The sequence below is a fragment of the Nostoc sp. genome (genome assembly GCF_036917465.1).
Taxonomy (GTDB): Bacteria; Cyanobacteriota; Cyanobacteriia; order Cyanobacteriales; family Nostocaceae; genus Nostoc.
This window is the reverse complement of record NZ_JBALDL010000019.1, coordinates 1-25,480: the sequence shown is the minus strand read 5'-3', so window position 1 is coordinate 25,480 and position 25,480 is coordinate 1. Positions and strand designations below refer to the sequence as shown.

Genomic DNA, 25,480 nt, shown 5'->3' with positions numbered 1-25,480 from the left:
ATTAGTCCTGAGTCATCAATAATTAATAATTCGTAATACTCGCCAAGCGCGAGAAGCAAGCTACGTAATTCGTAATTAATTCTTCAATTACGAATTACGAATTAGAAATTACGAATTAACTTGCTAGCGCTTCCTGAATGGCATTGTTGTAAATAACGCGGCCAGGAGTTGTGTATATATACTGGGAAAGTACATTGCCTTTAGCGTCTTGTCTGACTCGACGGAACTTATAGAGTAATGTGCGGGTACCATCCTCGTTTTCCGTCACTTTCACGGGTTCTATATCCGGTTCGTCTGATTCTATTTCACCATCAAACCTTACGTAAATATAGGCGTGTAAGTCAATTTGATCTTGCTGGAAAGCCATAATTACGTCCTCCAGCGAAAAAAAGTAATTTCCTGCCCCTTTTGTCGCACCGGGATTTTCTGCTGTTAAATAATAGGCTCCCAACACCATATCTTGGCTAGGCGTGATGATTGGTTTGCCTGTGGCTGGTGACAAAATATTGTTAGAAGCCAACATCAACAACCGCGCTTCAGCCTGACTTTCTAACGACAGAGGGACGTGTACCGCCATTTGGTCGCCGTCAAAGTCGGCGTTAAACGCTGGACACACCAGAGGATGCAGTTGAATCGCTCTACCTTCTACTAAAATTGGTTCAAAAGACTGAATACCCAAGCGGTGCAACGTTGGTGCCCGATTTAGCATTACAGGGTGTCCTTCAATCACCTCTTCCAGCACATCCCAAACACTGGGATCATTGCGGGATATCAGCTTTTTCGCAGCTTTGATATTATTTACCATGCCGCTACGAATCAGGCGGTTAATCACAAATGGTTGAAATAGCTCAATTGCCATTTCTCTAGGCAAACCGCACTGGTGAATTTTCAGCTTTGGCCCGACCACAATTACCGAACGTCCAGAGTAGTCAACCCGTTTCCCTAACAAGTTTTGTCGGAAACGTCCTTGCTTACCCTCAATAATGTCAGACAAAGATTTCAGGGGTCGGTTATTTGCCCCTACCACAGTGCGTCCCCGACGACCATTGTCAATCAAAGCATCCACTGCTTCTTGCAGCATCCGCTTTTCGTTCCGCACAATAATCTCTGGTGCCAAAATCTCTTGCAAGCGTGCCAAACGATTGTTGCGGTTAATTACCCGCCGATACAAATCATTCAAATCGCTAGTGGCAAACCGTCCGCCATCTAGCTGCACCATTGGGCGCAAGTCAGGGGGAATCACGGGAATAACTGCCATTACCATCCATTCTGGTTTGGAACCGGTGGCGATAAAGTTGTCAATTACTCGCAGTCGCTTAATTAGCTTGGCTCTCTTTTGTCCCTTGGCGTTGCCAATTTCTTCGCGTAGGCTTTCCGCTTCTTGTTCTAAATTGATATCAGCAAGCAAGCGTAACAGAGCTTCAGCACCAATACCTACTTCTACGCCTTGCAGCACAGAATCTTCGCTATAAATTTGGTCTTCTATTTCCAACCACTGGTCTTCACTCAGTAGCTGTTTGTAAGTTAAAGTTTCGGCATTACCTGCACTCAGGACAACATAAGAGTTGAAATAGACAATCTGCTCGACATCCCGTAAGGGCATATCTAAGAGGATGGAAATATAGCTAGGAATGCCTTTGAGATACCAAACGTGAGCTACTGGTGCGGCGAGTTTAATATAGCCCATGCGGTGACGACGCACCCGTGACTCGGTAACTTCTACCCCACAGCGCTCACAGACAATACCTCTATGACGGACTCTTTTATACTTACCACAATGGCATTCCCAATCTTTTGCGGGGCCAAAAATGCGCTCACAAAATAAGCCATCCATTTCTGGCTTGAGAGTTCGGTAGTTAATTGTCTCTGGCTTGGTAACTTCACCAACGACTTGACCATTAGGCAATGTTCTTTCGCCCCATTGCCGAATGCGTTCGGGGGAAGCCAAGCCGATTTTTACGTAGTCAAACTGATTAGTTTGGGCAGGTCTCATACTTAATTCGTAATTAACAATTTCTAATTCGTAATTAACAATTTCTAATTCGTAATTAACAATTTTTAATTCGTAATTCGTAATTAATTCTTAAATTACGAATTACGAATTATCAATTACGAATTATTCGTCATCATCCAGCGATTCGCGGGAAAGAGATTCATAAGTTGGCCGAGGAGGTGTGCGACGGGCTGATTGGTCTGCCATCAAATCGACTTCCACATCTAAGGAACTGCCATCTGCTTGGGTTTCTACCTTGTGTACGGCAATGTCTAACCCCAATGATTGCAACTCGCGCATTAGCACCTTAAAGGATTCTGGAGTTCCAGGTCGAGGAATTGCCTTACCTTTAACGATCGCATTTAACGCTTCATTCCGTCCTTGCATATCGTCAGATTTAACTGTCAGCAATTCCTGTAAGGTGTAAGCTGCACCAAAGGCTTCCAATGCCCACACTTCCATTTCCCCAAACCGTTGACCACCTTGTTGGGCTTTACCACCCAAGGGTTGCTGAGTCACCAGTGAGTATGGGCCTGTAGAACGGGCGTGAATCTTATCATCGACCAAATGCACCAGTTTCAGCATATAAGCCACACCGATGGTAATTGCTCGGTCAAAGGGTTCGCCTGTACGACCGTCATACACCATGATTTTGCCTGGATTATCTGGGTTATATACCCAGTCTTTCCCTGTTTCGTCCCGTGCTTCTTGCAATTTACCATGCACGATTCGGCGGGATGTCTCTTCACCGTACATTTCATCAAAGGGAGTAATCTTAAATCGGACTCCCAAGGTTTGACCAGCCCAACCCAAGAGGCACTCAAATACTTGTCCGACGTTCATCCGGCTGGGTACGCCCAAGGGGTTGAGTACAATGTCCACTGGTGAACCATCGGGCAAATAAGGCATATCTTCCGCCGGTAATATCCGAGAAATAATCCCTTTATTACCGTGACGACCTGCCATTTTGTCGCCAACTTGGATTTTACGTTTTTGGGCAACGTACACCCGGACTACCATATTGGCTCCTGGTGGCAGTTCATCGCCTTGTTCACGAGTAAACAAGCGCACATCAACTACGCGACCTTTTTCACCGTTGGGGACTCGCAGGGAATTGTCCCGCACATCCCGCGCTTTTTCACCGAAAATCGCCCGCAATAGTTTTTCTTCTGGTGGTTGGTCAGATTCACCTTTGGGTGTAACTTTTCCTACTAAGATATCCCCAGCTTCTACCCATGCCCCAATCCGAATAATTCCCTGTTCATCTAACTGACGTAAGGCATCTTCCCCGACGTTGGGAATTTCTCTGGTAATTTCTTCTGGCCCCAGTTTCGTTTGTCTAGCTTCAATTTCATATTTTTCAATGTGAATTGAAGTGTAGACATCATCCTGCACCAGTCTTTCAGAGATTAAAATCGCATCTTCGTAGTTGTAGCCTTCCCAAGGCATGTAGGCTACAACGATATTTTGTCCTAGCGCCAATTCACCGCCTTCGGTGGAGGAGCCATCAGCCAATACCTGACCAGCAACAACCTTTTCACCAATGCGGACGAGAGGTTTCTGATTTAAACAGGTGTCTTGGTTAGAACGTTGATATTTGGAAAGGGTGTACTTAATTTCTGCGGTATTAGCTTTAGGACGGACGCGAATTTCTTTAGCATCCACATAAGTGACATCGCCATCGGTACGCGATACAACCACCATCCCGGAATCTCTTGCTCCTTGCGCTTCCAAACCAGTACCTACAAGAGGCCGTTCTGGCTTGAGCAGGGGTACTGCTTGCCGTTGCATGTTTGATCCCATCAGCGCTCGGTTAGCGTCATCATGCTCCAAGAAGGGAATCATGCTGGTTGCTACCGATACAATCTGTACGGGAGATACTGCTACGTAGTCCACCTGTTCTGGTGTTGTGGTGGAAAATTCTTGCCGATAGCGCACTGGCACCAGAGGCCCGATAATGTGTCCGGTTTCATCTACAGGAATATCTCCCGGAGCTACCCGTAGGTCGTCTTCTTCATCGGCTGTCATGTAGGCGGGAGGTATATCAAACCTAACCTGCCCATTTTCCACAGGTCTAAATGGTGTTTCTAAGAAGCCGTACAGGTTAACCCGCGCATGGGTTGCTAAGGAGCCAATCAATCCGGCGTTGGGGCCTTCTGGTGTCTCAATGGGGCAAATGCGTCCATAGTGACTAGGATGAATATCCCGCACAGCAAACCCAGCGCGTTCGCGGGTTAAACCACCAGGGCCAAGAGCGCTCAAACGGCGTTTGTGGGTCAGTTCTGCGAGAGGATTGGTTTGATCCATGAACTGACTTAACTGGCTGGAACCAAAGAATTCTTTAATTGCTGCTACCAATGGTTTGGGGTTCACCAAGGAAGCGGGGGTTAATACTTCAGCATCGGATACGGTCATCCGTTCCCGAATAATTCTCTCTAAACGGTTTAAGCCTACCCGCACTTGGTTTTGCAGTAATTCACCGACGCTTCTCACCCGACGGTTGCCTAAATGGTCAATGTCATCGATGTTACCGATGTCATACTCTAGGTTAATTAAGTAATCTACGGCTGCCAAGATATCGCCAGCAGTCAATACCCGCATGGTGTCTGGGACAGAAAGGCGCAATTTCTTGTTGAGTTTGTACCGTCCAACGCGACCGAGGTCATAACGTTTGGGGTCAAAGAAACGAGAGTCTAAGAGTTGTTGTCCACCTAAAACTGTTGGTGGTTCACCAGGACGCAGTTTTCTATATAACTCCATCAGGGCTTCTTCTTCAGAAAATTGCCCTTCTTTTTCGATGGTTTTTTGGAAATATTCGGGATGGCGTAAAGCGTCAAAGATTTCGTTGTCTGATAACCCTAAAGCCTTTAGTAGTACCTGCGCAGAGAGTTTACGGGTTTTGTCGATGCGTACCCACACCAAATCGTTACGGTCTGTTTCAAATTTCAGCCATGCTCCCCGGTTGGGAATTAAGCTAGCTGAATAAGTACGTCGCCCGTTTTTGTCGATTTCTGATTTGTAGTAGACTCCTGGCGATCGCACTATTTGGTTGACAATTACCCGCTCGGCTCCGTTAATAATAAACGTGCCGCGATCGGTCATCAATGGCAAATCCCCAATGAATACCTCTTGCTCTTTGATTTCCCCGGTTTCTTTATTAATCAGGCGTGTGGGGACATACATTTGGACGGCATAAGTACTGTCCCGCCGTTTGGCTTCTTCGACGCTGTATTTTGGCTCCTTGAGTTTGTAGTTATGACCCAAAAAGTGCAATTCTAATTTGCCCGTATAATCTGTAATAGGACTAAAGGAGTTTAGTTCTTCTATCAGCCCTTCTTCCAAAAACCAGCGAAAGCTTGCTCGCTGGATTTCAATCAAGTCGGGCAACAGAAACGCGGGTTCCATGTATGTTTCTTTAGTCATGCCTCTTCCTTTGTCAACCTGGTAAAATTTTCCCTTGGACACTGATGTTTGAAGCTTCCCACTGCTAGTCAGTATCCTTAGTTGTTTGGGAACTTCTGACACACTTGCTATTTACAGGTGTGGGCAAACGCAGCCATTAAAGCTGGAATGAGCAATTTTGACAAGGGGACAATTGCCCCTAATCGGGTACTCAGACAACAAAAACTCACTATAGTCTTGATTTAAGAAGAATATACAGTTGAGATATTCCTGAGTTTTATCTATGTTCTTCATTTCCCCTCCAAAAAGCGCGTTAATTTGCTGACGCAGCTCTAGACGGTGTGTTTGAAATCCACCCGGCTATTTAGACTCTCAGTGATATCTTAGATATCCTAAGACTGAGGGAACGATCCGCACCTTGTCGGTTTTGAATCAGAATCACTTCGTTTTGCTGGATTGTACTCACAAGGCAATTTCGTTTAAGGATTTTGTATAGGTTAAATACACATCAAGCCGATTTTGTGCAAAAGTTTAGCTCAACCTGGTTTGGCACGGTTAGTCATGTGTGGAGAGCATCCGCTTGTGGAGATATGGAGGATGGCCAAGCCGATAACATCACGGAAAATTAGGCTCAGAAATTTTAGGTTCCTTCCTTTATCATTATGGCGCAAGCAAAATGTTTTTGAGGGAATAATATTACCATATTTTCCCTTCCTAGAGTTTTATTTTTTTTAGCACAACTGAATTAAAGAGATTAGATCCCACTTTATATTGACAGACCGAATAGTTTACAGGCATTCTGGGTGGTTTGATGGGCGATCGCTTCTACTGTTTCTTGACGCAGTTTAGCTACTTGCTCGGCTACATAAAGCACGTAGGCTGGCTCGTTCCGCCTCTCACCCCGTTTCGGAACTGGGGCAAGAAATGGGCAGTCTGTTTCAATTAGTAGGCGATCGCTACTTACCATCGCTGCTGATGATTGGATTGCTTTGGCGTTTTTGAACGTTACTGTCCCGCTAAAGCTGATGTAGAAGCCTAAATCGAGAAACCATTGGGTTTCTTCTGGCGTTCCTCCCCAGCAATGCATAACACCCCGTACTTTTTCTCCTTTAAGTTCGCGCCATTTTTGCAACACTTCTCTAGTTGCTTCAGCAGCATCACGGCAGTGGATAATTACTGGTAAGTTGAGTTCAGATGCGATCGCTAACTGTGACTCAAATACCATTAGCTGATGCTCATAGTTATCAGCTTTGTAAAAATCCAGCCCCATTTCCCCAATTGCTACAACATTCGAGTCAGAACTAGCTAAAGTTTTGATTTTCCCGGCTGTTTCGCTATTCCATTTATCAGCATCTAAAGGATGTAATCCCACAGCAAAGCTGATTTCGGGAAACTCGTGGGCGATGGATTGGATGCTGGAAAACTCATCAGGGTGAACACAGGAATGGACTAAATGTACTACTCCTGCTTCTTGCCACCGCGATCGCACTGTTGCTAAATCTGGCTGAAAACTATCAAAGTTGAGATGAACGTGCGTGTCTACCAGTTGCATTCTTTGTTCTTTGTCGTTAGTCATAATATTGTTAGCCGTGAGCGCGACTAAGGACAAATGACCCTATAGGTAAATCTTTCTCCTATGCTAGCTGCTACGCGATCGCCAAATGCTCAAGAGGGAAATCAAGCCCACCACTTGTTTTAATTAAAATAAACAAAAGTAGTTGCTAATAAGGCAGCCCTGCTCTAGTCAGGTGAAAAACCTCCAAACTACACTAGCTTCGGGTGAGCAACTGGCGTTTTACGCCTATTACTACAGCTTTCAGAAAATTCGTAACCTAGTGATTCACTCAGTTAGAAGATCGCACTGGCTCAACTCATGATTATTCAGCTGCTGTTTGAGTTACAGGCTTTAGTTTATGAGCCAATCTCGACTTTTTCCTTGCGCCATTATTGGCGTGAAGGACACCCCGTTTGACTGCTTTATCGATTTTGCCGTAAGCCTCGGATAACCGAGCCTCTGCTTCTTCTTTGAATTCTGGGGTAGGATTAGCTGCATAGACAGCTACAGCATTAGAGTATTTCTTCATCAGCGTCTTGACTGCTGATTTGTAAGCTTTATTACGCAGTCGGTTACGTTCTGCGATTTGAGCACGCTTGAGAGAAGACTTTGTATTCGCCACAGTCAATTCCAAAAATACTATTAATATGTACACACACTACTAGATTTACTAATATAGCATCAAAATTGCCAATGTTATAATTTCCTAAAAAAAATCTGCCATTGAGCAATAGTTCCTCTTCCCCTGCCTCCTAATCTTTCAAGTCCCCAATCAAGTCCCCAATTCAGTGTGTCGTGAATTTAGGAAATACGTTAAAATAAGCCATATCAGATAAAACTGTTACCCTAACTCACCAATACCTGAGAAAGCGGTGTGATTGCCAATGTAATCTTTCCTGAATTTTAGGATGTATTGTCAGAGGCAAAGAACTGTAAACAGCTAAATTTCAGGGTTTAAAAGTATAGAAGCGGTGTTATATCGTGTCTGTACAGATACTAACTACTAGAAAGTTAGTAAAATTAAAAATTATACTCAGACCTTGCCCCCTGTAAATCTGGGGGACTGGATGTGTAAACACACCACCTGCACTCTGTAAGGAGTGAGAGGAAGGGCATAAGGGTCATGGGAAATGGCACACCCACTTCCTGCCGCCAGCCTATAAAGGTTTGTCGGACTAAGCAATAAAGTTGCCTTCTCAAGTAAACCATCTGTTGGCAACCTTGAGAGTATCAAAAAAATCCAGGTTAAGCTAGAGAAGAGAATTAGAGTCAGCTTGCACACCCCAGTGGGTTAAGAGCAATACTAAATCTCAGGTGTGAATATTATAATTTTGGCATTGTCCTTACTCCATGCTGCGAATCATTACTCAGCAGGCAGACGTTAGAGCAGAACTGCAACGGATCTGCGATCGCACCCATGACGAACAAGTGCTTCACAAAGAAGCAACGGTACGCGAAGTATTGCAAGCAGTGAAGCGCCAAGGCGACAAAGCTCTATTGCATTACACAGCCGAATTTGACAAACAAACCCTGAAAGCAGAAGAACTTCGAGTTACAGGCTCGGAACTAGATGCAGCCTATCAGCAGGTGTCAAAGGAGTTGTTGGGCGCAATTCGGCTAGCTCGCCGCCAAATTGAAGCGTTTCATCGTCAGCGAGTCCCAAAAAGCTGGGTACACTTTGGCGACGATGAAGTAGTGCTGGGCAAACGCTACACTCCCGTAGATCGAGCGGGGTTGTATGTGCCTGGTGGCCGTGCAGCCTATCCCAGTACAGTGCTGATGAATGCAATTCCGGCTCGTGTTGCTGCTGTACCCCATATAGTGATGGTGACACCACCAGGCCCAGGGGGTGCAATTAACCCGGCAGTTTTGGTAGCTGCCCAAGAAGCAGGAGTACAAGAAATTTATCGGATTGGGGGCGCACAAGCGATCGCCGCTTTAGCCTATGGCACAGAAACGATTCCGAAAGTGAATGTCATTACTGGGCCTGGTAACATTTATGTCACCCTAGCGAAAAAACTTGTTTATGGCACCGTTGGGATTGATTCTTTGGCAGGCCCTAGCGAAGTGCTGGTGATTGCCGATGAAACTGCAAATCCGGTGCATGTAGCTGCTGACTTGCTAGCCCAAGCCGAACACGATCCAATGGCGGCAGCAATCTTGCTGACGACAGATGCGGCTTTGGCGAAAAACGTACAATTAGCCTTGGAAAGGCAGTTAGTGGATCATCCACGGCGAATAGACACAGAAAAAGCGATCGCTCATTATGGGTTGATTGTCCTTGTGGAATCCCTCGAAGCAGCAGCAGAACTCTCAAATGAATTTGCACCCGAACACCTGGAATTAGAAATCAAAGACCCTTGGGCACTCTTACCACAGATTCGCCACGCTGGGGCAATCTTTTTGGGTTACTCAACACCAGAAGCTGTGGGAGACTATTTGGCAGGGCCTAATCACACCTTGCCAACTTCTGGCGCTGCCCGCTATGCCTCGGCGTTAGGGGTTGAAACCTTCCTGAAACACTCCAGTATTGTTCAATACTCCCAAACAGCGCTGCAAAATGTGGCTGGTGCCATTGATGTCCTAGCAACAGCAGAAGGCTTACCTTCTCATGCTGATTCAGTTCGCCGCCGAGTTCAGCAAGAAGAGTGATTTGGAATGGTTAATTTTTTTAAAGACTGTTGACAAAAGTGATTCCGTAGATAGCAAATAAACTGTTTGCTACCCTGTTTTAAGCCTTTTGGCGGGCATCTACTAGACATTGCCCGCCTATTGTGCTGAGTTCTTAAAGAAGAAGTTGTGTTTGTAGTTAGCTAGTGAACAGTTTCAGACACGGGTTAGTGTCTCAAAGAATTGGCGAAAATATCTTCCGGCAAAGCATTAGCGTCAAAGTTGGGTGAAACCGATTTATGGCATAGCCTTGAAGTGTATACACTAAATAGGCAGATGGAAAAATAATTTAGTGTCGCTGCCAACAAGTTTTGCTAGATACTAATGTAAGGAGTCTACTTTTATTAGGAGACGAGAGCGGTGCTAAAAAATATTTTGGTAGCTCTGGATGGTTCGGAAATTGGAGAACGAGTAATTCAGAGTTTAGATAATTTGGCATTGTCAAAAGATGCCAATGTTATTCTCTGTCATGTATTTCCCACGCCAGAGTCAGAAATGGAACTACCTGCCGATCGTCCTCAAGCAGAGTCCCCAACATTTTCTTATTTTCAGCTTGAAAAACAGTTGCAATCCTATCAGGAAAAATTATCAGTCACAAGTGAGTTAGAACTGGTAACTGGCGATCCTGCCGAAGAGATTATTCGCCTTGCCAATATTTACAACGCTGACTTGATCGTAATTGGCAGTAGAGGGTTGATTGGGATGAAGCGAATCGTCCAGCGTTCTGTTAGTAGTCAAGTTGTGGAAGAGGCTAATTGTTCGGTGTTGGTGGTAAAGCCGAATTAGAATCAGATAAAGGCAAATCAGGCGATCGTGCCATGATTACAACCCAGCAGTTACTAAATGACTTACCTTTGAAGAGTATCTGGCTTATGATGATGGCACTGATACCTGCTATGAATTGGTTAATGGAAAACTAATACCCATGAGTCTGGGAAGTGGACAACAGGGGGCGGTAACAGATGGCAAATGGGATACATCAAGAATTACCAGATGTAGTTGTGATTCCATTGTCTGAGTGGGGGGAGTTGAGAAACCGAGAAGCAGTTATTGAACTCAACGAATCACCTCCTTTGTTAGTGGTAGAAGTCGTCAGCGAATCCACAAAAACTAACTGTAGACTATCGAGCCAAGCGAGTTTAGTATAACGTTTTAAATATTCCAGAATATTAGATTGTCGATCTATTAACGAGCAAAGTCACTGTCTTAACATTGATAGAATAATTATACGAACCAGTAGAATTTGTTGGTTCTGAACAGATTAAATCTAAAACCTTTCCAGAGTTAGAATTAACAGTTGAGCAAGTCTTAACGGCTGACGATTAAAAGTAATTTAAGGATTTCAAAACTCTAATTCAATTGCTCGTCTGGAGTCTAAAATTTGATTTGACCAAGTTTGTATAAAATAGGAGGATAAATTTGGCTGAGGTTTTTATGAGTTCCCGCCGTATTCTTCAAGTTGGTGTATCTTATAGTTTTAGCCGATATTTTGAATTACCTTTCACAATTGATGATATTTTAGCCGAATTAAATTGCACTATTGAAAGGAAATATCTCACATTACCTGAATCATCAAAAATTTTAGACATCCAATTTTTACAGCAGCAACTTCGTCGTAATTTTTCTCATGTTGATTTAGTTAATGAAACTACGAGGCGGGAAGCTTTAATTAGTCCAATTTTGTTTGAAGTTTGCAATTTAACTAATCAGAGACTGAATATAGAATATTCTATTGCTGTCAATGATTATCTGAAAGGGACTCTCGACTATTATATTGCAGCGCCTCAAAATTTATTAGTGATTGAAGCTAAACAATCAGATTTAGTTCGAGGATTTACTCAACTCGCTGTTGAATTAATAGCACTTGACCAATGGACTAAATCTACATCTGAACTTCTATATGGAGCAGTTACGAATGGTGAAGACTGGCGTTTTGGGATTTTTCATCGTCTAAATCGTCAGGTGACTCAAGACCAGAAACGCTATCAAGTTCCAGAAGACTTATCTGTATTGGTAAAAATCATTGTAGGTATTATTTCTGGTTCTTGAACTGGGGATTGGAGACGCAAAGAATAACCAATGCCCCAATTCTCATTCCCTTCACCTCCAGTCAATTCAACGTCCTTGAGTTGCCAGAAACTGACGTAAGCTCAACAAACTCAAGGTTTGACCCAAATTCAACGGCAAAAGTGAAACTCCTTCCAAGCGCGATTGCACCCAACCTTCTCCCCAGTACCACTCGTGAAACCCGTCAATACCTCCACTGAGTAGCAAGCGGAGACAGTTAGATTTTACAACCTCTACTTGATGATGAATCGAGACTGGCCCAGTCCAGGTTGTAAACTGAAATCCTGGAAGTAGTTCTTCTGGCATTCCTGGCGCAAAGCGTTGTCCTAAGAGCCATTTTTGTAGTTGTTCTGGATGCAGCAGACTGTCACGAATTGCATCTATTGGCGCTTCAATTTCGATCCGTAGTTGACTTTGTTGAAAATTACCTAGCATTTTTCTAAGATTGCCTAAAGGTGAGACATTACTATTTCTAATATTGCAAATAGAATCAGTGATTATTACGGTGTCACTTTTCTAGCAGCAGAGAACTTAGAATAGAAAAAGTGAACTTGTTAAGAAATGTAAGGTTATTCATGGCGGATCAGTTAATTCGTGCAACAGCAGCCGAAGGTGGAATTCGTGCCGTAGGTGTGATAACCACACGTTTAACAGAAGAAGCACGGGGGCGACACAAGCTTTCTTATGTAGCAACGGCAGCGCTGGGTCGGACTATGGCGGCGGGACTATTAATGGCTTCTAGTATGAAGCGAAGTGGATCAAGGGTCAATGTCCGGGTAAAAGGTGATGGGCCTTTGGGTGGCATATTGGTAGATGCTGGGTTAGATGGTACGGTACGCGGGTATGTAGGGAATCCATCTGTGGAATTGCCTCCTAATGCCAAAGGTAAGCTAGATGTTGGTGGTGCAGTTGGTGGTGGCTACTTATACGTTGTGCGAGATATCGGTTATGGTTATCCTTACTCTAGTACTGTAGAACTAGTTTCTGGCGAAATTGGTGATGATGTGGCTCATTATCTAGTAAGTTCCGAACAAACACCTTCAGCTTTAGTTTTAGGTGTGTTTGTGGGAGCAGAGGGAGTAACTGCGGCTGGAGGATTACTAATACAAGTGTTACCAAAAGCTGCCAGAGATGAAGCCCTAGTAGAAACGTTGGAATCACGGGTTGCTGGTCTGGCAGGATTTACGCCATTATTGCAAGCCGGGAAGAATTTAACTGAAATTTTTACCGACCTGTTGGGAGATATGGGACTGGAAATCTTTCCCGAACGGCAAATGGTGCGCTTCAACTGTGGTTGTTCTTTCGATCGCGTTTTAGGGGCACTGAAGATTTTGGGAGAAGCCGAACTGCAAGATATGATTGTTAAAGATGATGGTGCTGAAGCAACTTGCGACTTCTGCGGCAATGTTTATCAGGCAAGTAGCGATCAGTTAGCTCAACTAATTGCCGATTTGCAAGCTGAATCTACTGTTTCAGGATAAAGTATAAACTAGCACTGATTTTTTAGATTGTTAATGGTACTCTGTGGAGAGAGATAATCAAAAAAGTAGCTTTTTAATCATGAGAAAGTTACTATGTCAACAATGGAATTATCAGCCTAAAACAGAGCGCTATTCAATTATTTTGGTGTGAGAGATGACAGAGCGGGATATTCCAGACAGTTGGTCTTCAGCCGGTGATAGAGAGCCAGATCAAAACAAAAGATTATCCCGAACAGAACAATTCGGTGAAACTCAGCCATTTGATGTCCCAGTTACTGGTTCTAACTCCGAGTCAGTGAAGCGGCGAAAAAAAAACCATAGAGAAGGATTACCTATAAATAGTAATTCAAAAGAAACTGCCCAGCACAGTAGAACTGGGAAGTGGCCACGCTGGATGAAAAGCTGGACATTATGGCTGGTACTACTAATGTTGATTCCTGGCAGTGTAGGATTATTGGCAATGGCAATGCTGCTAAAGTTGCCATCTGCCCCTAATTGCCCCTCGATTTTCTGGCCGCTAGCTAGTGCTTCTGTGCGGTTACACTGCGCTCAGTTAGCGGCTTCTAAGGAAACAGTGAACGATTTATTGCAAGCGATCGCTCTGGTGAAGCAACTACCATCAAATCACCCGTTGCATGGAGAAATCGATCGTTTTATTGAAGAATGGTCGCGGGATATTTTGAAGCTAGCCGATCAAAGTTTCCAAACAGGGAATTTAGAGGAAGCGATCGCTACTGCTCGAAAGATACCCGAAGATGTGGCAGCTTATAAATTAGTCGATGAACAAGTTGACAAATGGCAAACAATCTGGTCAAAGGCAGAAGCCACATACAACGGTGCGATCGCAGAAATAAAGGAGCAGCACTGGCAATCGGCATTCATGTTATCCGCCAAAATACTGCGCGTAGACAATCAATATTGGGCGGGTACTAAATACGACCAATTGAATCGGATAATTGCCACAGCGCGAGAAGATGGTGATAAATTAGGAAAAGCTGAAAATTTAGCCTCTAGCAAAGTAGTAGATAATTTATTAGAAGCCATCAAGTTAGCCGAGTCTATTGGGCAAGAAAGTTACCTTTATCAAAAAGCTCAGGAAGCGATTCCCGTATTTGGACGCAAAATGCTGGAATTGGCACAGGCAAAACTAGATAAGCAGGATGCCGATGAAGCCCTGAATATTGCTAGACAAATTCCAGAGAGTACGAAACTACAGGGCGAAACAGATGACTTTATCGCCATTGCTGATGCGAAAAGAAGTGCATGGATAGGTAACGTTTCTGGTTTACAGGCTGCGATCGCTCAAGCGCAACAAATCGATCCTTCTAGACCAGTGTATAACGAAGCCCAGCAACTGATTGCTCGTTGGCAGTTGGAAATTGAAGATGTTGCCAATCTAGAAAAAGCGAGAATATTGGCAAGCCAGGGAACAGTCCCGAATTTAACAGCTGCGATCGCCCAGGTGCAGCTTATCCCTGCTAGTAACCCCCGCGCCACAGAAGCTAGGCAAGAAATTGGTCGCTGGCAGACCCAAGTGGAGACGATTGAAGACCAACCTTACTTAGATCAGGCCGATCAGATTGCAATATTCGATGATATCAATTCTTTGCAAGCTGCGATCGCTCAGGCTAGCGAAATTCGTAGAGGTCGTGCATTATATCCAGAGGCACGGAAAAGAATTCGGACTTGGGTAGGAAAGATTCAGCGAGTTCAAGATCAACCCTACTTGGATCAAGCACAAGAACTGGCTCAGAGTGGAAATCTCACCGCCGCCATTAGTGCAGCCCAACAAATTGCCTCATCGGGAAGGGCGCTTTCTGGGGAAGCACAAGCTGCGATAAATGATTGGGAAGGGCAAATCCGCACCAGAGAAAACTGGAAAAAAGCCCAGGAAGTGGGTGCTTCTGGCACACCAGAAGCTTTGGTTGAAGCAATACGACTGGCAAATCGGGTTTCAAACAATAGCATCTTGCGTATGGATGCGAATCAGGCTATTGACCAGTGGAGTCAGCAATTGTTAGAAATAGCACGCTCTCAAGGTCAGTCTGATATTGCTAGAGGAATTGATATTGCAAAATCGATTCCACGCAGTAGTGCTGCTTACAGCGCGGCACAAGAGCAAATTAAGGCTTGGCAAGAATTTCTCAATCCTCAACCAGCACCTCAGCCTCAGCCCCAGAAACAGCCCCAGACTGAATCTCTACCATTTCCTCAATCAACTACTACTGATGGGCAGTAATATCGTTATTAAAGATTAAAACCTTTTAATTCACTATTTCAAAAGGTATATCAGGGATATTAGGGTGTAAGGAGAAACTTTCCCTTTTTAAGTAGGGTTGCACAGCTAGCTGTGCAACCCTACGAAAATTTATTCACCCCATTCTTTAATTACAGAAAATAGCGATGAGTAATCATCATCAGCAAATGACATTTTCATGGCTGTTTGCAAGATTTGCCGCACACCTTTAATACTGCTGAGATCCAAACTTCGAGATTTCGCTTCAGAGATAAACAATTCTGTATCTTTGAGCAAGTGTTTTGTCGGGAAATTTGGATCGGCATAATTACCATCCAACATCCTTTGTAGCTTTTTGTCAAAGGTAGCTGCGTAGAGTGGACTGTCGCGCAAGATTTGCATAAACACATCTACATCGACACCCTGACGCTGGACAAAAGCCAGACTCAGAGCAAAGCTAGTTGTCAGGGAAGCTATTAGTTGATTTAATGCCAATTTAAGCGCCGCCGCAGATCCCACTGGGCCTATTAGTAAAGGTTCTGTCCCAAAATTTTGGAGTAGCTTTAAGTGCCGTTGAAATTGTTCTGGCTCCGCCCCTACCATAACATTCAACTTGCCAGCTTTTGCTTCCGGGATACTCCCTAATACAGGTGCTTCTAAATACTCACCACCACCACCAACAATTGCATCTCTAATTTCCTGGCTTTCTGTGGGAGTAATTGTTCCCATTTGGATAATCGTGCGCCCTTCTAGGGTTTGCCAAGCAGTATCTGAAAGCAACACATTATAAATGGCCGGGGCATTAGTAAGCATGAGGATTATGCACTCAGCAGCACGAATGGCATGACGGGGATGTGTAACAATTTCAGCCCCAGCTGCTTGTAATGGTGCTAATTTTTCTGGGGTGCGATTGTAGGCAACTAGCTGTATATCTGCGGCTAATAACCTTTGAGCCATTGGTAGTCCCATCAGTCCAGTTCCCAGAAATGCCACCTTCATTTTTCACGTTCCTTTAATACAGCGTAGGCGTAGCCTGTTGTAGACATCGCGTTTTCATTGTTTGATTTTAATAAGCTGTTCTACATTAAAATTGCATAACGTGGGCGGGCTTTTCGGCCCACCCCACAAGAGTTATGTTTAATTAGATTATGCAAATTAGATGTTTTTTAGCTTATCAGTTATCAGTTATCAGTTATTTATGAACACTGATAACTCTATATCTGCTGATTAGCCACCAGCCGCAAATGTCACCATAATTATCACTGACAGTAAAATACCAGGGGTAAGTAGTGTTGCTAGCATTAACAGGTCATGAGTGGACATAATTCTTACTTTGGTAGTGTGTTTAACTTTACAGTAATTACTGTTATGCTAGTCGAAATAAGACTGATACTGCATTCTTAAATAGAGTTTTAACTTTTCAAATTACTTTTACTCTGGCAAGGTCAATCCTTTTAGGGGTTGAGAAATTTCTCTATCGTTCAGACCTTTGCTCTGAACTAAAACTCCAAAGCCGCCTAGTCCTGTGGGATCTATGAGTTGTTGTAATGCGTCGCGTCGTTGTAGTAACTCCGAGAGGGGTTGCTTTTGATAAGAAAGGGCTGCAATCCGTTCGCCTAAGCCAAGCGCCATCAAAAATAATCCTTGCTGGATAAAACCAATATTCTTTAAATTGCACTTCTCGCCCCAGCGTTCCAAAGCCGTAAAGTCAACATGGGCAGTGATATCTTGTCGCCCAATATTGATATAAGGGTTGTCATGGAAACGATGATGATAATAACACTGTAGCGTTCCTTGCGATCGCCTGGGATTATAGTAACGGCTGGCGGGGTAGCCATAATCAATTGTTAACACATAGCCGCGCTGCAAGCGGTCTGCTACTATACTCAACCAGTCACCAGCCGCTAAATTAATTTCACTACGGTAGCTATCTGGATATGCAGTTTGACTAAAATCCATTTCCACTAAGTCTAAATATTCTGCCAGTTGGGGGGTTGAAGGTTCTCCTGTGACTTCTACAAATGATGGGCATTGGGCATCTGGCATGGGGCATGGGGCATTGGTTTCTTTTTGATTATTATCTGTTGTCACATAAATTTCTCGGAGTTCGCCTGTTTCTAGGGTGAATTGATGGACGGGGAACGCATCTACTAACTCGTTAGAAAAAAAGCAGCCTGCGATCGCATTTGGTGGTATATCCTCTAGATTGCACCAACGGACGGGTAAATCTTGTAAGCGTTGTTGCTGTTCTTGTCTTAAAGTTGGGGACTTTTCAACAATGATGTACTCCAGGGCGGTAAAAAAATCTGGATAGTGCTGTTGATGATATTTAAGGATATGCAATGCTAGCAGCCCTTGACCTGCTCCCATTTCTACCAGAGAAAAGGGTATAGGTTTTCCTAAAATTTCCCACATTTGGAAAAATTGTTCTGCTAGTAACTCGCCAAAGTCAGTACAGAGGTTGGGAGAGGTGAAAAAATCGCCACCTTTAAAGCCAATTTTGAGTGCATCCCTGGAATAGTAGCCGTATTCAGGATGATATAATGCCAGATCCATGAATTGGGCGAAAGTAATTCGTTGCTGGGGACTGGTGGTAATATGATTTGCGATCGCTGCACACAATGCTGGATTTGAATCCATAAAATTTGAGATTGGGGAGAAAAGAAAATAATTGAATTATGAATAATGCAAAACAAAATTCATAGTTTCCCTGTTCAGCATCTATGCCCGTTAACCCGGACGAGAAAGATCAACTTTATCTAGAACAATTTTTACAGCATTTATAATAACATCAGGTTGATCTACCCAGATAAAATGACCGCTCTCACTTGCTTGAAGTTGAGTACAGTTTGTTGATAACTTCAGCAATTCTACATGCATCTGCTGCCGCAATTGGTTAGCACCTCGTAGAGGAATAAAAAGAGTCCAGAAAGAAGGTTTGAAAAAAGAATTTGCTTTGATATTAACTATAGGCATATCACCAAATTGGTTAGCTATGATAACCTCACGTCCACTCTTACTTAGATTTAACATTTCTCGGCTCATCGTAATCCAGTGTTTAGGACGGCAAAAGGAACGTTTTATGTAATTAAGTGAGTGATTAGGAAATTTACTTAATTCTGGCTTCAGGAGTTCAAATACTTTGCATATCCTCATTAATCGAATAATGCCAAGTATCGATCCTAGAATAGACATGAAAAAACCGGATATAAAAAATAGTTTCAATGCTTGCAACTGAAAAGACATTTTGAGCATTTCACTCTCATGTAGTCCGTCTGTGAGTACCATTCCAATCACCTTCTCAGGAAATCGATGGGCATAAAGTCGGACATTGTAGCTACCAAAAGAATCTCCTATCAAAATGTAGGGTGGTTTAATTCCGGCTTTTGTAAGCAGTGTATCTAATTCTGTCACAATTTGATTGCTGGTTCTGGGATATGGGCTGCGATCGCTCCATCCGTAACCCGCTCGGTCATAGATACATACTCGTCCTAACTTCGTCAATTCTTCAACTAAAAGATAGCCCTCAATTCCTCCTAAGCTGTGGTCTAGAACAATTGTTGGACTAGCTTCTCCTCCAATGTAGAGGTGTAGACGATATCCACCCAAATCAAACATTTGACCAGGGGGCGGCTTTTGATCTTCAAGCCAGCACGCGATCGCTTGATAAATTGTTGTAAAAACTAGTATCGAAGCTCTATTATCCATCATTAATCATAATTAGTAATTGCTGCGCGGTTTCGCTAACGTAATTCGTAATTCAAGAGGCGTTGATACCACCAGTTCTATAAACCACTTGTTTTCTATCAACATTTAAATCCCCATAACAAAACATAATTACGTTAGCGTAGCGGTAGCGAGTCTGCTAGCGTCATTACGAATTACGAATTCTTTAATACCGGGTTTCAGCCTGAGTTGACACTGTTAATACTTGCGGTGGTGTAGCATCTGGTGGATAGAGAAAGTCTACTTCTACTAAAGAGCGATCGCCAGCTTTCATCTTTAATGAAACTAACGGTTCTCCTGGTTGACCTCTCTTTTGCACTAAATGTACAAATTGAGTTTGTGGCTGACCTTGGTCATTTTTGTATCGTACCCGAACTGTTCCTCGGAAAAATACTTCACGGGCTGGTGTACTCAAAAAGCGTAACCCTGGTTTGACTAACTGATTCTTCTTGAGCGGGGTTTGTATGGATACACTCACAGTTTGAGAAGTTTGAGTATTGTTGTATAGCGGCAACTTCAGATTATATTGAATTCCATAGTTGCCATGAGCGCGATATGCGCTGTCAGGATAGCGCACCAGCATAGTAGCACTTTGAATTTGACCAGTTCCTAATGTACCGCCATGCAGGGTACTCAGAGCATAAGAAAACACTTGACCAGGCTGGGGAATAGTTAGATACCTAGCTTTAGGATTATCTACTAATAAGGCTCTCCATCGTGAACCACCAGCCACTCCAGCCACCCGCCCATAAATTATCGGCTTGCCAGTTTCCTCTAGGGGAGTGGGCGCTTTATCTCGTGGCCCAGCTAAATCACCATTATTGAGTAAATTCTGCCATTCTTCTAAAGTAGGCGATCGCTCACTGCCATCAGGATTTACCCGTGCAAACATGGCTAGGCTAGCTGCATAAACAGTGCCATTACTTTGCAATCTGATGAATGTAGACCGCCCATTTAGAGGTGGTGTCAATCCCTGTACAGGAATTGGTAAATTTAGTAACATCCGACTTTGCTTTGCCGGAATCTCAATTTGGCCAGGGAAAATCTCTTGTCGTAGTCCCCTCAACACATCAGACATGACGCGATCGCCTGGGCCTGCAAAAATTGTTCCTAAAGGATTTTGGCTAAAGGATGGTAACTGAATAAATGGTGCATCCGGTTGACTCAAATAACTCGCCGCCTGCCAAATATTCACTTTCACTGTTTCCGAACCAGGGTTGTGCAAAATTATCCCTAAATAGAGCGATAGCAAATTTTCTGGAGGTTCAGCCCTAGCAACATGATGGGCAAAAATATCAAATCGTCCTCGAAAGGGAAAATTCAAATGCGCTGTCGGGACTTTTTTGCCTTCTGGTGGAAAAGTGGAGAGTAAAATTCCTTCCTTCAACACCAATTCTGGACTATTGCTGTTAAAGGTTGGTACTGTATCCAATTTACCTGGTAAAGGACGTACTTCTTGTGGTTGTAAGACTTCTTCAGGTGGTAGTGTCGCTGGAGTTGATTGAGCGATTGGGAAAATTAGTAACAATGGCAACATATACTTAGATATTTCTTTCACCATACAGACATTAACAACTTGATGAAAGTGCCAGTTTGTTAATAATTAATACGAAATCGCCAGAATCCCCATCAAATTTTCTTGGTTTAGAACCGAAATGTGGATAAACAGACAACGGATCGTGAGTTGATTTTGGTCTAAGTAGTCCAAGAATGAATAGTAAAGATAAATTTACCGCAGTCGTGGCTAATCTGAATTGCCACTTCTTTCCACACTAATTTTTCTATATCAACTTTTAATTTTTCTACAGCTAGGAAATGCTTACACAATTAAGTGTGTAAGGATTCCAGCCTGCACACAACAGATGATGTATTCAGGTTTAATTGCATTGATTTTTTCCATTACCTAAGTATTGGCAAGTTCCATATCTACGGGTAACTGGCGTAAAAAACTTAATTCATCTGGTATCAGATCGAGTTTGGTAACTTCAAGTAATAAATCATCAGAAAAATTCGACTGTTGATCTTTTAGGCAAATGTCAAAATAAGTTAATAGAATTCTTTTCTTAATATCAAATATTATTTAGAATAGAAAAACATAGAAAAACCCTCCAATAATAAATTTACAAGGAGCAGGTGAATGCCAGTAATTGCGGTCGTAGACTATGAGATGGGAAATTTGCACTCAGTCTGTAAAGGCTTAGAAAAAGCTGGGGCAACTCCTAATGTTACTTATTCTCCAAAGGAATTAGAGCAGGCAGATGCAATAGTTTTGCCGGGAGTGGGAGCATTTGATCCAGCAGTGCAACACCTGCGATCGCGTGGTTTGGAACAACCCATTAAAGAAGCGATCGCATCCGGTAAACCTTTCTTAGGAATTTGTTTAGGATTGCAAATTCTCTTTGAATCAAGTGCAGAAGGTACTCAACCAGGACTAGGAATTATCAAAGGAAAAGTACGGCGCTTTCGTCCAGAACCTGACATCACTATTCCTCATACGGGTTGGAATCAGCTGGAAATGACTCAGGCAAAAAGTATTTTATGGGAGCATTTACCGTCCGATCCTTGGGTATATTTTGTCCATTCTTACTATGTTGACCCAATAGACCCGCTAATCCGTGCAGCAACCATCACTCACGGTACTCAAACCGTCACAGCTGCGATCGCTCACGAAAATCTGATGGCAGTTCAATTTCACCCCGAAAAATCCTCTAATATCGGATTGCAAATCCTATCTAATTTTGTTGCTCAAGTCCGCGAAAAAATTCCTGCCTAAACTCTTTTTGTCATTTGTTCTTTGTCCTTTGTCTAAAACTAATGACCAATGACTAATGACTAATGACCAATGACTAATGACTAATAACCAATGAGCCTGAGAATTTACGGGAATCGCCAGCTAAAAACTTTACCAGGGAAAGAAACTAGACCTACCAGTGCGCGGGTAAGGGAGGCAGTCTTTAATATTTGGCAGGGAGAAATTGCAGGTTGTCGCTGGCTAGATTTGTGCGCCGGTACTGGTTCAATGGGCGCAGAGGCTTTGTGTAGAGGAGCTAGCCTAGCAGTCGGTATTGAACAATCCAGCCGAGCCTGTGCCACCATTCAACAAAATTGGCAGCAGGTAGCTAATGCCGAGCAAGAATTTCGGGTATTGCGGGGAGATATTACGCAGCAGTTAAAGACTTTATCAGGCAAGCAATTCGATAGAATTTACTTCGATCCACCTTACGCCAGTGGATTGTATCAGCCAGTATTAGAAGCGATCGCTCACCATCAACTTTTAGATCCTAGTGGCGAAATCGCAGTTGAACACGCCTCACAAGGTTGGACACCGCCAGAGATTCCCGCTTGGGAAATTGGCCGAGAGAAGGTTTACGGCAACACATCACTTACTTTCTACAGAATTCGGAGTGAGAAATCAGGGGCAAATAAAGGAGATGAGGAACAATATAACTCTTAACTCTTCACTCCTAACTCTTCACTCCTAACTCTTCACTCCTAACTCCTAACTCCTAACTCAGCACTCCCTCACCCACCCAACTGGTTGGGGCGCTTGTATTGCTTATAGGCAGCGTAAAACAGTCCGGCGAGGGTGACGAAAACTAGACCAAGGACAATACCTGATAGCAGGGGTTCAACCACTGGAAATCTCCTTTTTGTAATTATTAAATATTCGTTGCCTGTTTTTGATTTTACCAAATTTAGTATGAATCCTGCGCCCTACAGACTTTTTGTAAGGCAACTGCTCACAAGAAAATAGTCTCCTATGCTTGCAGACACAATCAAGAACTTTTAAGCTATGTGTAGGAAAAGAAAACTTTTTAGCACACCTAAACTTTCACCGCAAACCTTTTGGATAACCAGATTACCAAACCTGAAATTTTGATTCAGCGCATTGTTTTATTGACGCTGGCCATACTGCTATCAGTCCCTTTGGGGTTTTTTGGTGTTCAGTTGGTTCAAGCCTCCGATCCTTATGTCAAGAGTGTTTTATCTCTAACAGGAAACCCAGTGCAAGGACACGCGATCTTTCAAATTAACTGTGCTGGTTGTCATGGTTTAGAAGCAGACGGACGAGTAGGGCCAAGTTTACAGGCTGTTTCCAAGCATAAATCTCAATATGGATTGATTCATCAGGTGATCAGTGGGGAAACGCCACCAATGCCAGAATTTCAGCCTAGCACCCAAGAAATGGCGGATCTTTTGAGCTATTTAGAGTCGTTGTAGATGTTAAATTTTTTCGGTATTAGATATATACAGCAGATTTCAAGTTGGGTATTTTACCCAGGCTAAGTTTCAAAGCCAGGAATAAAGCGTGTTTTACTTCTGTTAGCGGGACATAGCTTATTCTGACTCCTTAATTCTGCTGTAAATTCCTGATGAAAAAGGCAACACGTCAAAATATTGGCTTTTTTGATTTTTGACAATTTGTAACAAATCTTAATAAGCTATAAAAATTTGTATCCCATATTCTGCACCCTTACCCTTACTCAATTTTTATCTTTGTCGAAAGGTTTTTCCCAAATACTCTTTTAAACCTCATCCATCTTGAGAAGTGGAGTTTTGTCAGAAGATTATTACTGTGAAGAAGTGGGGGTGACAAATAACAAAACAGGGATGCTCAAAATTAACTGCGATCGCTGGAACCAAAATGTTGCAATCTTGAAATAAGAAGCATTAAAAGCAGATCGTGCTGGTAGCCGTGAGCGTTTAATGGCACTGCATGAGATATGTAATTAAAAGAACCCAACACAAGTAAGTAGAGAAACACTACTTAACCCTCAGACAATAATAGAGTGCGAAAAACTAAGGGTTTCAACCTAGACGAGGTTTAAACTGTATATTTTAAAGTGTGTAATTATTAAAAAAGTGAGATTACTGTACTTATCTCGGTAAGATTAAGACAAAAGCTCCCAGTGAATGGGCTACGGTTGAGCTTCTTTAACAAACTAGATATTCTTGAGATGCCCGAAAGCTAATGACTGAAGCTATCCAAATCGGTAATCGTACAATCACAGCCAGTGAATTGATTTCCTTGCTGGCAAGTTACCAAATGCTGCCACAGTTGCAGCGAGAATTGATCATCGATGAGGCGATAGAGCAAAACTCACACTCTGAGAAGGTAGTAATAGAGTGTACACCTGAAGAAGTAGCCCAAGCTAAACAGCAGTTTTACGCTGAAAAACAGTTCAAAAATGAAGAAGATATCCAGCTTTGGATAGCACGTCAAGGGCTGACTCCTGAACAACTAGAAATTATTACCACTCGGAAGCTGAAAATTGAAAAATTTAAGCAAGCCACTTGGGGTAATAAACTAGAATCCTACTTTTTTCAGTCCAAGACAAAACTAGACAAAGTAATTTATTCTCTACTGCGAACCCAGGATGTGGGAATAGCCCAAGAACTTTACTTTCGGATTCAGGCAAAAGAAAACTCTTTTGCTGACTTGGCGCGGGAATACTCACTCGGGCCAGAAGCTCAAACGGGTGGGTTAGTAGGCCCGATTGAACTGAATGCACTACATCCAGTAATGGTGCAAATGCTCTCAAGCAGTCAACCAGGTCAGATATTGCCCCCTACCCGTATTGCTGACTGGTTCGTGATTTTGCGGCTGGAAAAATTTATTCCTGCACAACTCGATGAATTTATGAAAGTGCGCCTGCTGAATGAACTCTTTGAAGCCTGGCTACAAGAACAGCAAAAGCAGATCGTGTCTGCACCATTAGGGTAAGCGGGGACACAAGGACAGGAAAAGGGCAATCAAGCTTTAACCTAAGTATGGGAATCAACTCCCATACTTGACTATAATCATCATTCTTGAGTGCAAACTTGCCTTGAATAAGGTGATGTGCAGCTAAATTGTATAATACGAAAACGTAAAATTCTTGTAGTGCCGGCATCTTGCCCGAATCGAATATACAAATTAAATACGCAACAGCTTATCCAGTTTCAGGGTAACTGAAAGTTTAGGTTTCAAAACCCCTCATTTGTATGAAGGGTTAATGCATTCAGGTCATTTTAGATAATTCACCAAATAGCAAGTTTACCAAGAAAGGCTCCAGCGCTGGAGGCAGCTATGCTGAAGGGAAAACTGAAACTAGCACGGAAGGCCGTGACCGTACCGAACTTGGGTTTAAGACCCCCACCAAATTTTTAATTTGGTGGCTCCTATTCAGGAGGGGTTTGAATCCCCCTCTGAATAGAACATAAAAGCCTTCTGCCCTCAGCATAGCTGCCTTCTTCAATTGCTGATGGCAATCATACAGCATTTACGGCTGTTATGAGGTACAGTAGCAGCAACTAGCAAACCAGTTTCTTAAATGTTGAGGATTTATCAAGTCGAGTGCAACTGAGAT

The 25,480-nt window shown here is 43.1% G+C and carries 20 protein-coding genes and 1 pseudogene; 11 read left to right on the top strand and 10 right to left on the bottom strand.

What is annotated here, in order from left to right; genetic code table 11:
• Positions 1–115: 115 nt before the first annotated feature.
• From V7K38_RS03855 to rpsT, 4 genes are all read right to left on the bottom strand, one after another.
• Complete coding sequence (locus V7K38_RS03855) at positions 116–1,993, bottom strand: DNA-directed RNA polymerase subunit gamma (RefSeq protein ID WP_334855589.1); 1,878 nt, start codon at positions 1,991–1,993, stop codon at positions 116–118.
• 123 nt (positions 1,994–2,116) lie between these two features.
• Positions 2,117–5,416, bottom strand: a complete 3,300-nt coding sequence (rpoB, locus tag V7K38_RS03850) for a DNA-directed RNA polymerase subunit beta (protein ID WP_094330483.1) — start codon at positions 5,414–5,416, stop codon at positions 2,117–2,119.
• 745 nt (positions 5,417–6,161) lie between these two features.
• Positions 6,162–6,947 (bottom strand): TatD family hydrolase, encoded by a 786-nt coding sequence (locus V7K38_RS03845; RefSeq protein ID WP_334855595.1) that lies wholly within the window; start codon positions 6,945–6,947, stop codon positions 6,162–6,164.
• A 325-nt stretch (positions 6,948–7,272) separates the two neighbouring features.
• A complete protein-coding gene (gene rpsT / locus V7K38_RS03840) occupies positions 7,273–7,572 on the bottom strand; it encodes a 30S ribosomal protein S20 (RefSeq protein WP_334855587.1) in 300 nt (99 codons plus the stop codon).
• Between the two features lie 728 nt (positions 7,573–8,300).
• On the opposite strand from rpsT, the gene hisD reads away from it, so the two are divergent.
• The 5 genes and pseudogenes from hisD (at position 8,301) to V7K38_RS03815 (ending at position 11,669) form a co-directional block, all read left to right on the top strand.
• Entirely contained in the window at positions 8,301–9,602 is a 1,302-nt protein-coding gene (gene hisD, locus V7K38_RS03835) for a histidinol dehydrogenase (RefSeq protein ID WP_334855586.1), read from the top strand.
• Between the two features lie 378 nt (positions 9,603–9,980).
• Positions 9,981–10,406 carry a universal stress protein gene (locus V7K38_RS03830; RefSeq protein WP_334855584.1) on the top strand — a complete coding sequence of 142 codons (426 nt, stop codon included), beginning with the start codon at positions 9,981–9,983 and terminating at the stop codon, positions 10,404–10,406.
• Positions 10,376–10,540: a hypothetical protein gene (locus tag V7K38_RS03825; RefSeq protein WP_334855582.1), complete on the top strand. Its 165-nt coding sequence runs from the start codon at positions 10,376–10,378 to the stop codon at positions 10,538–10,540. Before V7K38_RS03830 ends, V7K38_RS03825 begins: the two co-directional genes overlap by 31 nt.
• Positions 10,486–10,946 (top strand): annotated as a pseudogene (locus V7K38_RS29540) (Uma2 family endonuclease). The gene V7K38_RS03825 and the pseudogene V7K38_RS29540 overlap by 55 nt, the downstream one beginning before the upstream one ends.
• A gap of 108 nt (positions 10,947–11,054) precedes the next feature.
• The gene (locus tag V7K38_RS03815) at positions 11,055–11,669 is read left to right on the top strand and encodes a hypothetical protein (protein WP_334855580.1); all 615 of its coding nucleotides are present in this window, start codon (positions 11,055–11,057) and stop codon (positions 11,667–11,669) included.
• A gap of 66 nt (positions 11,670–11,735) precedes the next feature.
• On the opposite strand, the gene V7K38_RS03810 is transcribed toward V7K38_RS03815, so the two are convergent.
• Positions 11,736–12,122: a hypothetical protein gene (locus V7K38_RS03810; protein WP_334855579.1), complete on the bottom strand. Its 387-nt coding sequence runs from the start codon at positions 12,120–12,122 to the stop codon at positions 11,736–11,738.
• Between the two features lie 140 nt (positions 12,123–12,262).
• Between V7K38_RS03810 and hslO the strand changes: the two genes are divergently transcribed.
• Together hslO and V7K38_RS03800 are read left to right on the top strand one after the other, a co-directional pair.
• Positions 12,263–13,168: an Hsp33 family molecular chaperone HslO gene (gene hslO, locus V7K38_RS03805; protein WP_334855578.1), complete on the top strand. Its 906-nt coding sequence runs from the start codon at positions 12,263–12,265 to the stop codon at positions 13,166–13,168.
• 154 nt (positions 13,169–13,322) lie between these two features.
• A complete protein-coding gene (locus V7K38_RS03800; protein ID WP_334855577.1) occupies positions 13,323–15,407 on the top strand; it encodes a chromosome segregation ATPase in 2,085 nt (694 codons plus the stop codon).
• Positions 15,408–15,536: 129 nt separating this feature from the next.
• Here the strand turns inward: V7K38_RS03800 and V7K38_RS03795 are convergent, their stop codons facing one another.
• The 4 genes from V7K38_RS03795 to V7K38_RS03780 form a co-directional block, all read right to left on the bottom strand.
• Positions 15,537–16,403 (bottom strand): NAD(P)-dependent oxidoreductase, encoded by an 867-nt coding sequence (locus V7K38_RS03795; protein ID WP_334855574.1) that lies wholly within the window; start codon positions 16,401–16,403, stop codon positions 15,537–15,539.
• A 432-nt stretch (positions 16,404–16,835) separates the two neighbouring features.
• Positions 16,836–18,044 (bottom strand): class I SAM-dependent methyltransferase, encoded by a 1,209-nt coding sequence (locus V7K38_RS03790; RefSeq protein ID WP_334855573.1) that lies wholly within the window; start codon positions 18,042–18,044, stop codon positions 16,836–16,838.
• 90 nt (positions 18,045–18,134) lie between these two features.
• The gene (locus V7K38_RS03785) at positions 18,135–19,115 is read right to left on the bottom strand and encodes an alpha/beta fold hydrolase (protein WP_334855571.1); all 981 of its coding nucleotides are present in this window, start codon (positions 19,113–19,115) and stop codon (positions 18,135–18,137) included.
• Between the two features lie 181 nt (positions 19,116–19,296).
• Positions 19,297–20,667 carry a DUF3370 domain-containing protein gene (locus V7K38_RS03780; protein ID WP_334855570.1) on the bottom strand — a complete coding sequence of 457 codons (1,371 nt, stop codon included), beginning with the start codon at positions 20,665–20,667 and terminating at the stop codon, positions 19,297–19,299.
• A gap of 600 nt (positions 20,668–21,267) precedes the next feature.
• Here V7K38_RS03780 and hisH point away from each other — a divergent pair.
• Both hisH and rsmD read left to right on the top strand, forming a co-directional pair.
• Positions 21,268–21,903: an imidazole glycerol phosphate synthase subunit HisH gene (gene hisH / locus V7K38_RS03775; RefSeq protein ID WP_334855568.1), complete on the top strand. Its 636-nt coding sequence runs from the start codon at positions 21,268–21,270 to the stop codon at positions 21,901–21,903.
• 90 nt (positions 21,904–21,993) lie between these two features.
• Positions 21,994–22,584 carry a 16S rRNA (guanine(966)-N(2))-methyltransferase RsmD gene (gene rsmD, locus V7K38_RS03770; RefSeq protein WP_334855567.1) on the top strand — a complete coding sequence of 197 codons (591 nt, stop codon included), beginning with the start codon at positions 21,994–21,996 and terminating at the stop codon, positions 22,582–22,584.
• Between the two features lie 68 nt (positions 22,585–22,652).
• Here rsmD and petG read toward each other — a convergent pair whose 3' ends face one another.
• Positions 22,653–22,766, bottom strand: coding sequence for a cytochrome b6-f complex subunit V (gene petG, locus V7K38_RS03765; protein ID WP_063721252.1), 114 nt, complete (start codon positions 22,764–22,766; stop codon positions 22,653–22,655).
• A 210-nt stretch (positions 22,767–22,976) separates the two neighbouring features.
• Between petG and V7K38_RS03760 the strand changes: the two genes are divergently transcribed.
• Together V7K38_RS03760 and V7K38_RS03755 are read left to right on the top strand one after the other, a co-directional pair.
• Positions 22,977–23,351, top strand: a complete 375-nt coding sequence (locus V7K38_RS03760; protein WP_334855566.1) for a cytochrome c — start codon at positions 22,977–22,979, stop codon at positions 23,349–23,351.
• A gap of 751 nt (positions 23,352–24,102) precedes the next feature.
• Positions 24,103–24,855: a peptidylprolyl isomerase gene (locus V7K38_RS03755; RefSeq protein ID WP_334855564.1), complete on the top strand. Its 753-nt coding sequence runs from the start codon at positions 24,103–24,105 to the stop codon at positions 24,853–24,855.
• The last annotated feature ends 625 nt before the right edge of the window (positions 24,856–25,480 follow it).

What these genes read in the sequence shown, in the direction of transcription:
- rpoB (WP_094330483.1), bottom strand. Translation starts at nt 5,416, where the DNA reads ATGACTAAAGAAACATACATGGAACCCGCGTTTCTGTTGCCCGACTTG.
- V7K38_RS03795 (WP_334855574.1), bottom strand. Translation starts at nt 16,403, where the DNA reads ATGAAGGTGGCATTTCTGGGAACTGGACTGATGGGACTACCAATGGCT.
- hisH (WP_334855568.1), top strand. Translation starts at nt 21,268, where the DNA reads ATGCCAGTAATTGCGGTCGTAGACTATGAGATGGGAAATTTGCACTCA.
- hisD (WP_334855586.1), top strand. Translation starts at nt 8,301, where the DNA reads ATGCTGCGAATCATTACTCAGCAGGCAGACGTTAGAGCAGAACTGCAA.
- V7K38_RS03785 (WP_334855571.1), bottom strand. Translation starts at nt 19,115, where the DNA reads ATGATGGATAATAGAGCTTCGATACTAGTTTTTACAACAATTTATCAA.
- V7K38_RS03780 (WP_334855570.1), bottom strand. Translation starts at nt 20,667, where the DNA reads ATGTTGCCATTGTTACTAATTTTCCCAATCGCTCAATCAACTCCAGCG.
- hslO (WP_334855578.1), top strand. Translation starts at nt 12,263, where the DNA reads ATGGCGGATCAGTTAATTCGTGCAACAGCAGCCGAAGGTGGAATTCGT.
- V7K38_RS03800 (WP_334855577.1), top strand. Translation starts at nt 13,323, where the DNA reads ATGACAGAGCGGGATATTCCAGACAGTTGGTCTTCAGCCGGTGATAGA.
- V7K38_RS03815 (WP_334855580.1), top strand. Translation starts at nt 11,055, where the DNA reads ATGAGTTCCCGCCGTATTCTTCAAGTTGGTGTATCTTATAGTTTTAGC.
- V7K38_RS03855 (WP_334855589.1), bottom strand. Translation starts at nt 1,993, where the DNA reads ATGAGACCTGCCCAAACTAATCAGTTTGACTACGTAAAAATCGGCTTG.
- V7K38_RS03845 (WP_334855595.1), bottom strand. Translation starts at nt 6,947, where the DNA reads ATGCAACTGGTAGACACGCACGTTCATCTCAACTTTGATAGTTTTCAG.
- V7K38_RS03755 (WP_334855564.1), top strand. Translation starts at nt 24,103, where the DNA reads ATGACTGAAGCTATCCAAATCGGTAATCGTACAATCACAGCCAGTGAA.
- V7K38_RS03810 (WP_334855579.1), bottom strand. Translation starts at nt 12,122, where the DNA reads ATGCTAGGTAATTTTCAACAAAGTCAACTACGGATCGAAATTGAAGCG.
- V7K38_RS03790 (WP_334855573.1), bottom strand. Translation starts at nt 18,044, where the DNA reads ATGGATTCAAATCCAGCATTGTGTGCAGCGATCGCAAATCATATTACC.
- rsmD (WP_334855567.1), top strand. Translation starts at nt 21,994, where the DNA reads ATGAGCCTGAGAATTTACGGGAATCGCCAGCTAAAAACTTTACCAGGG.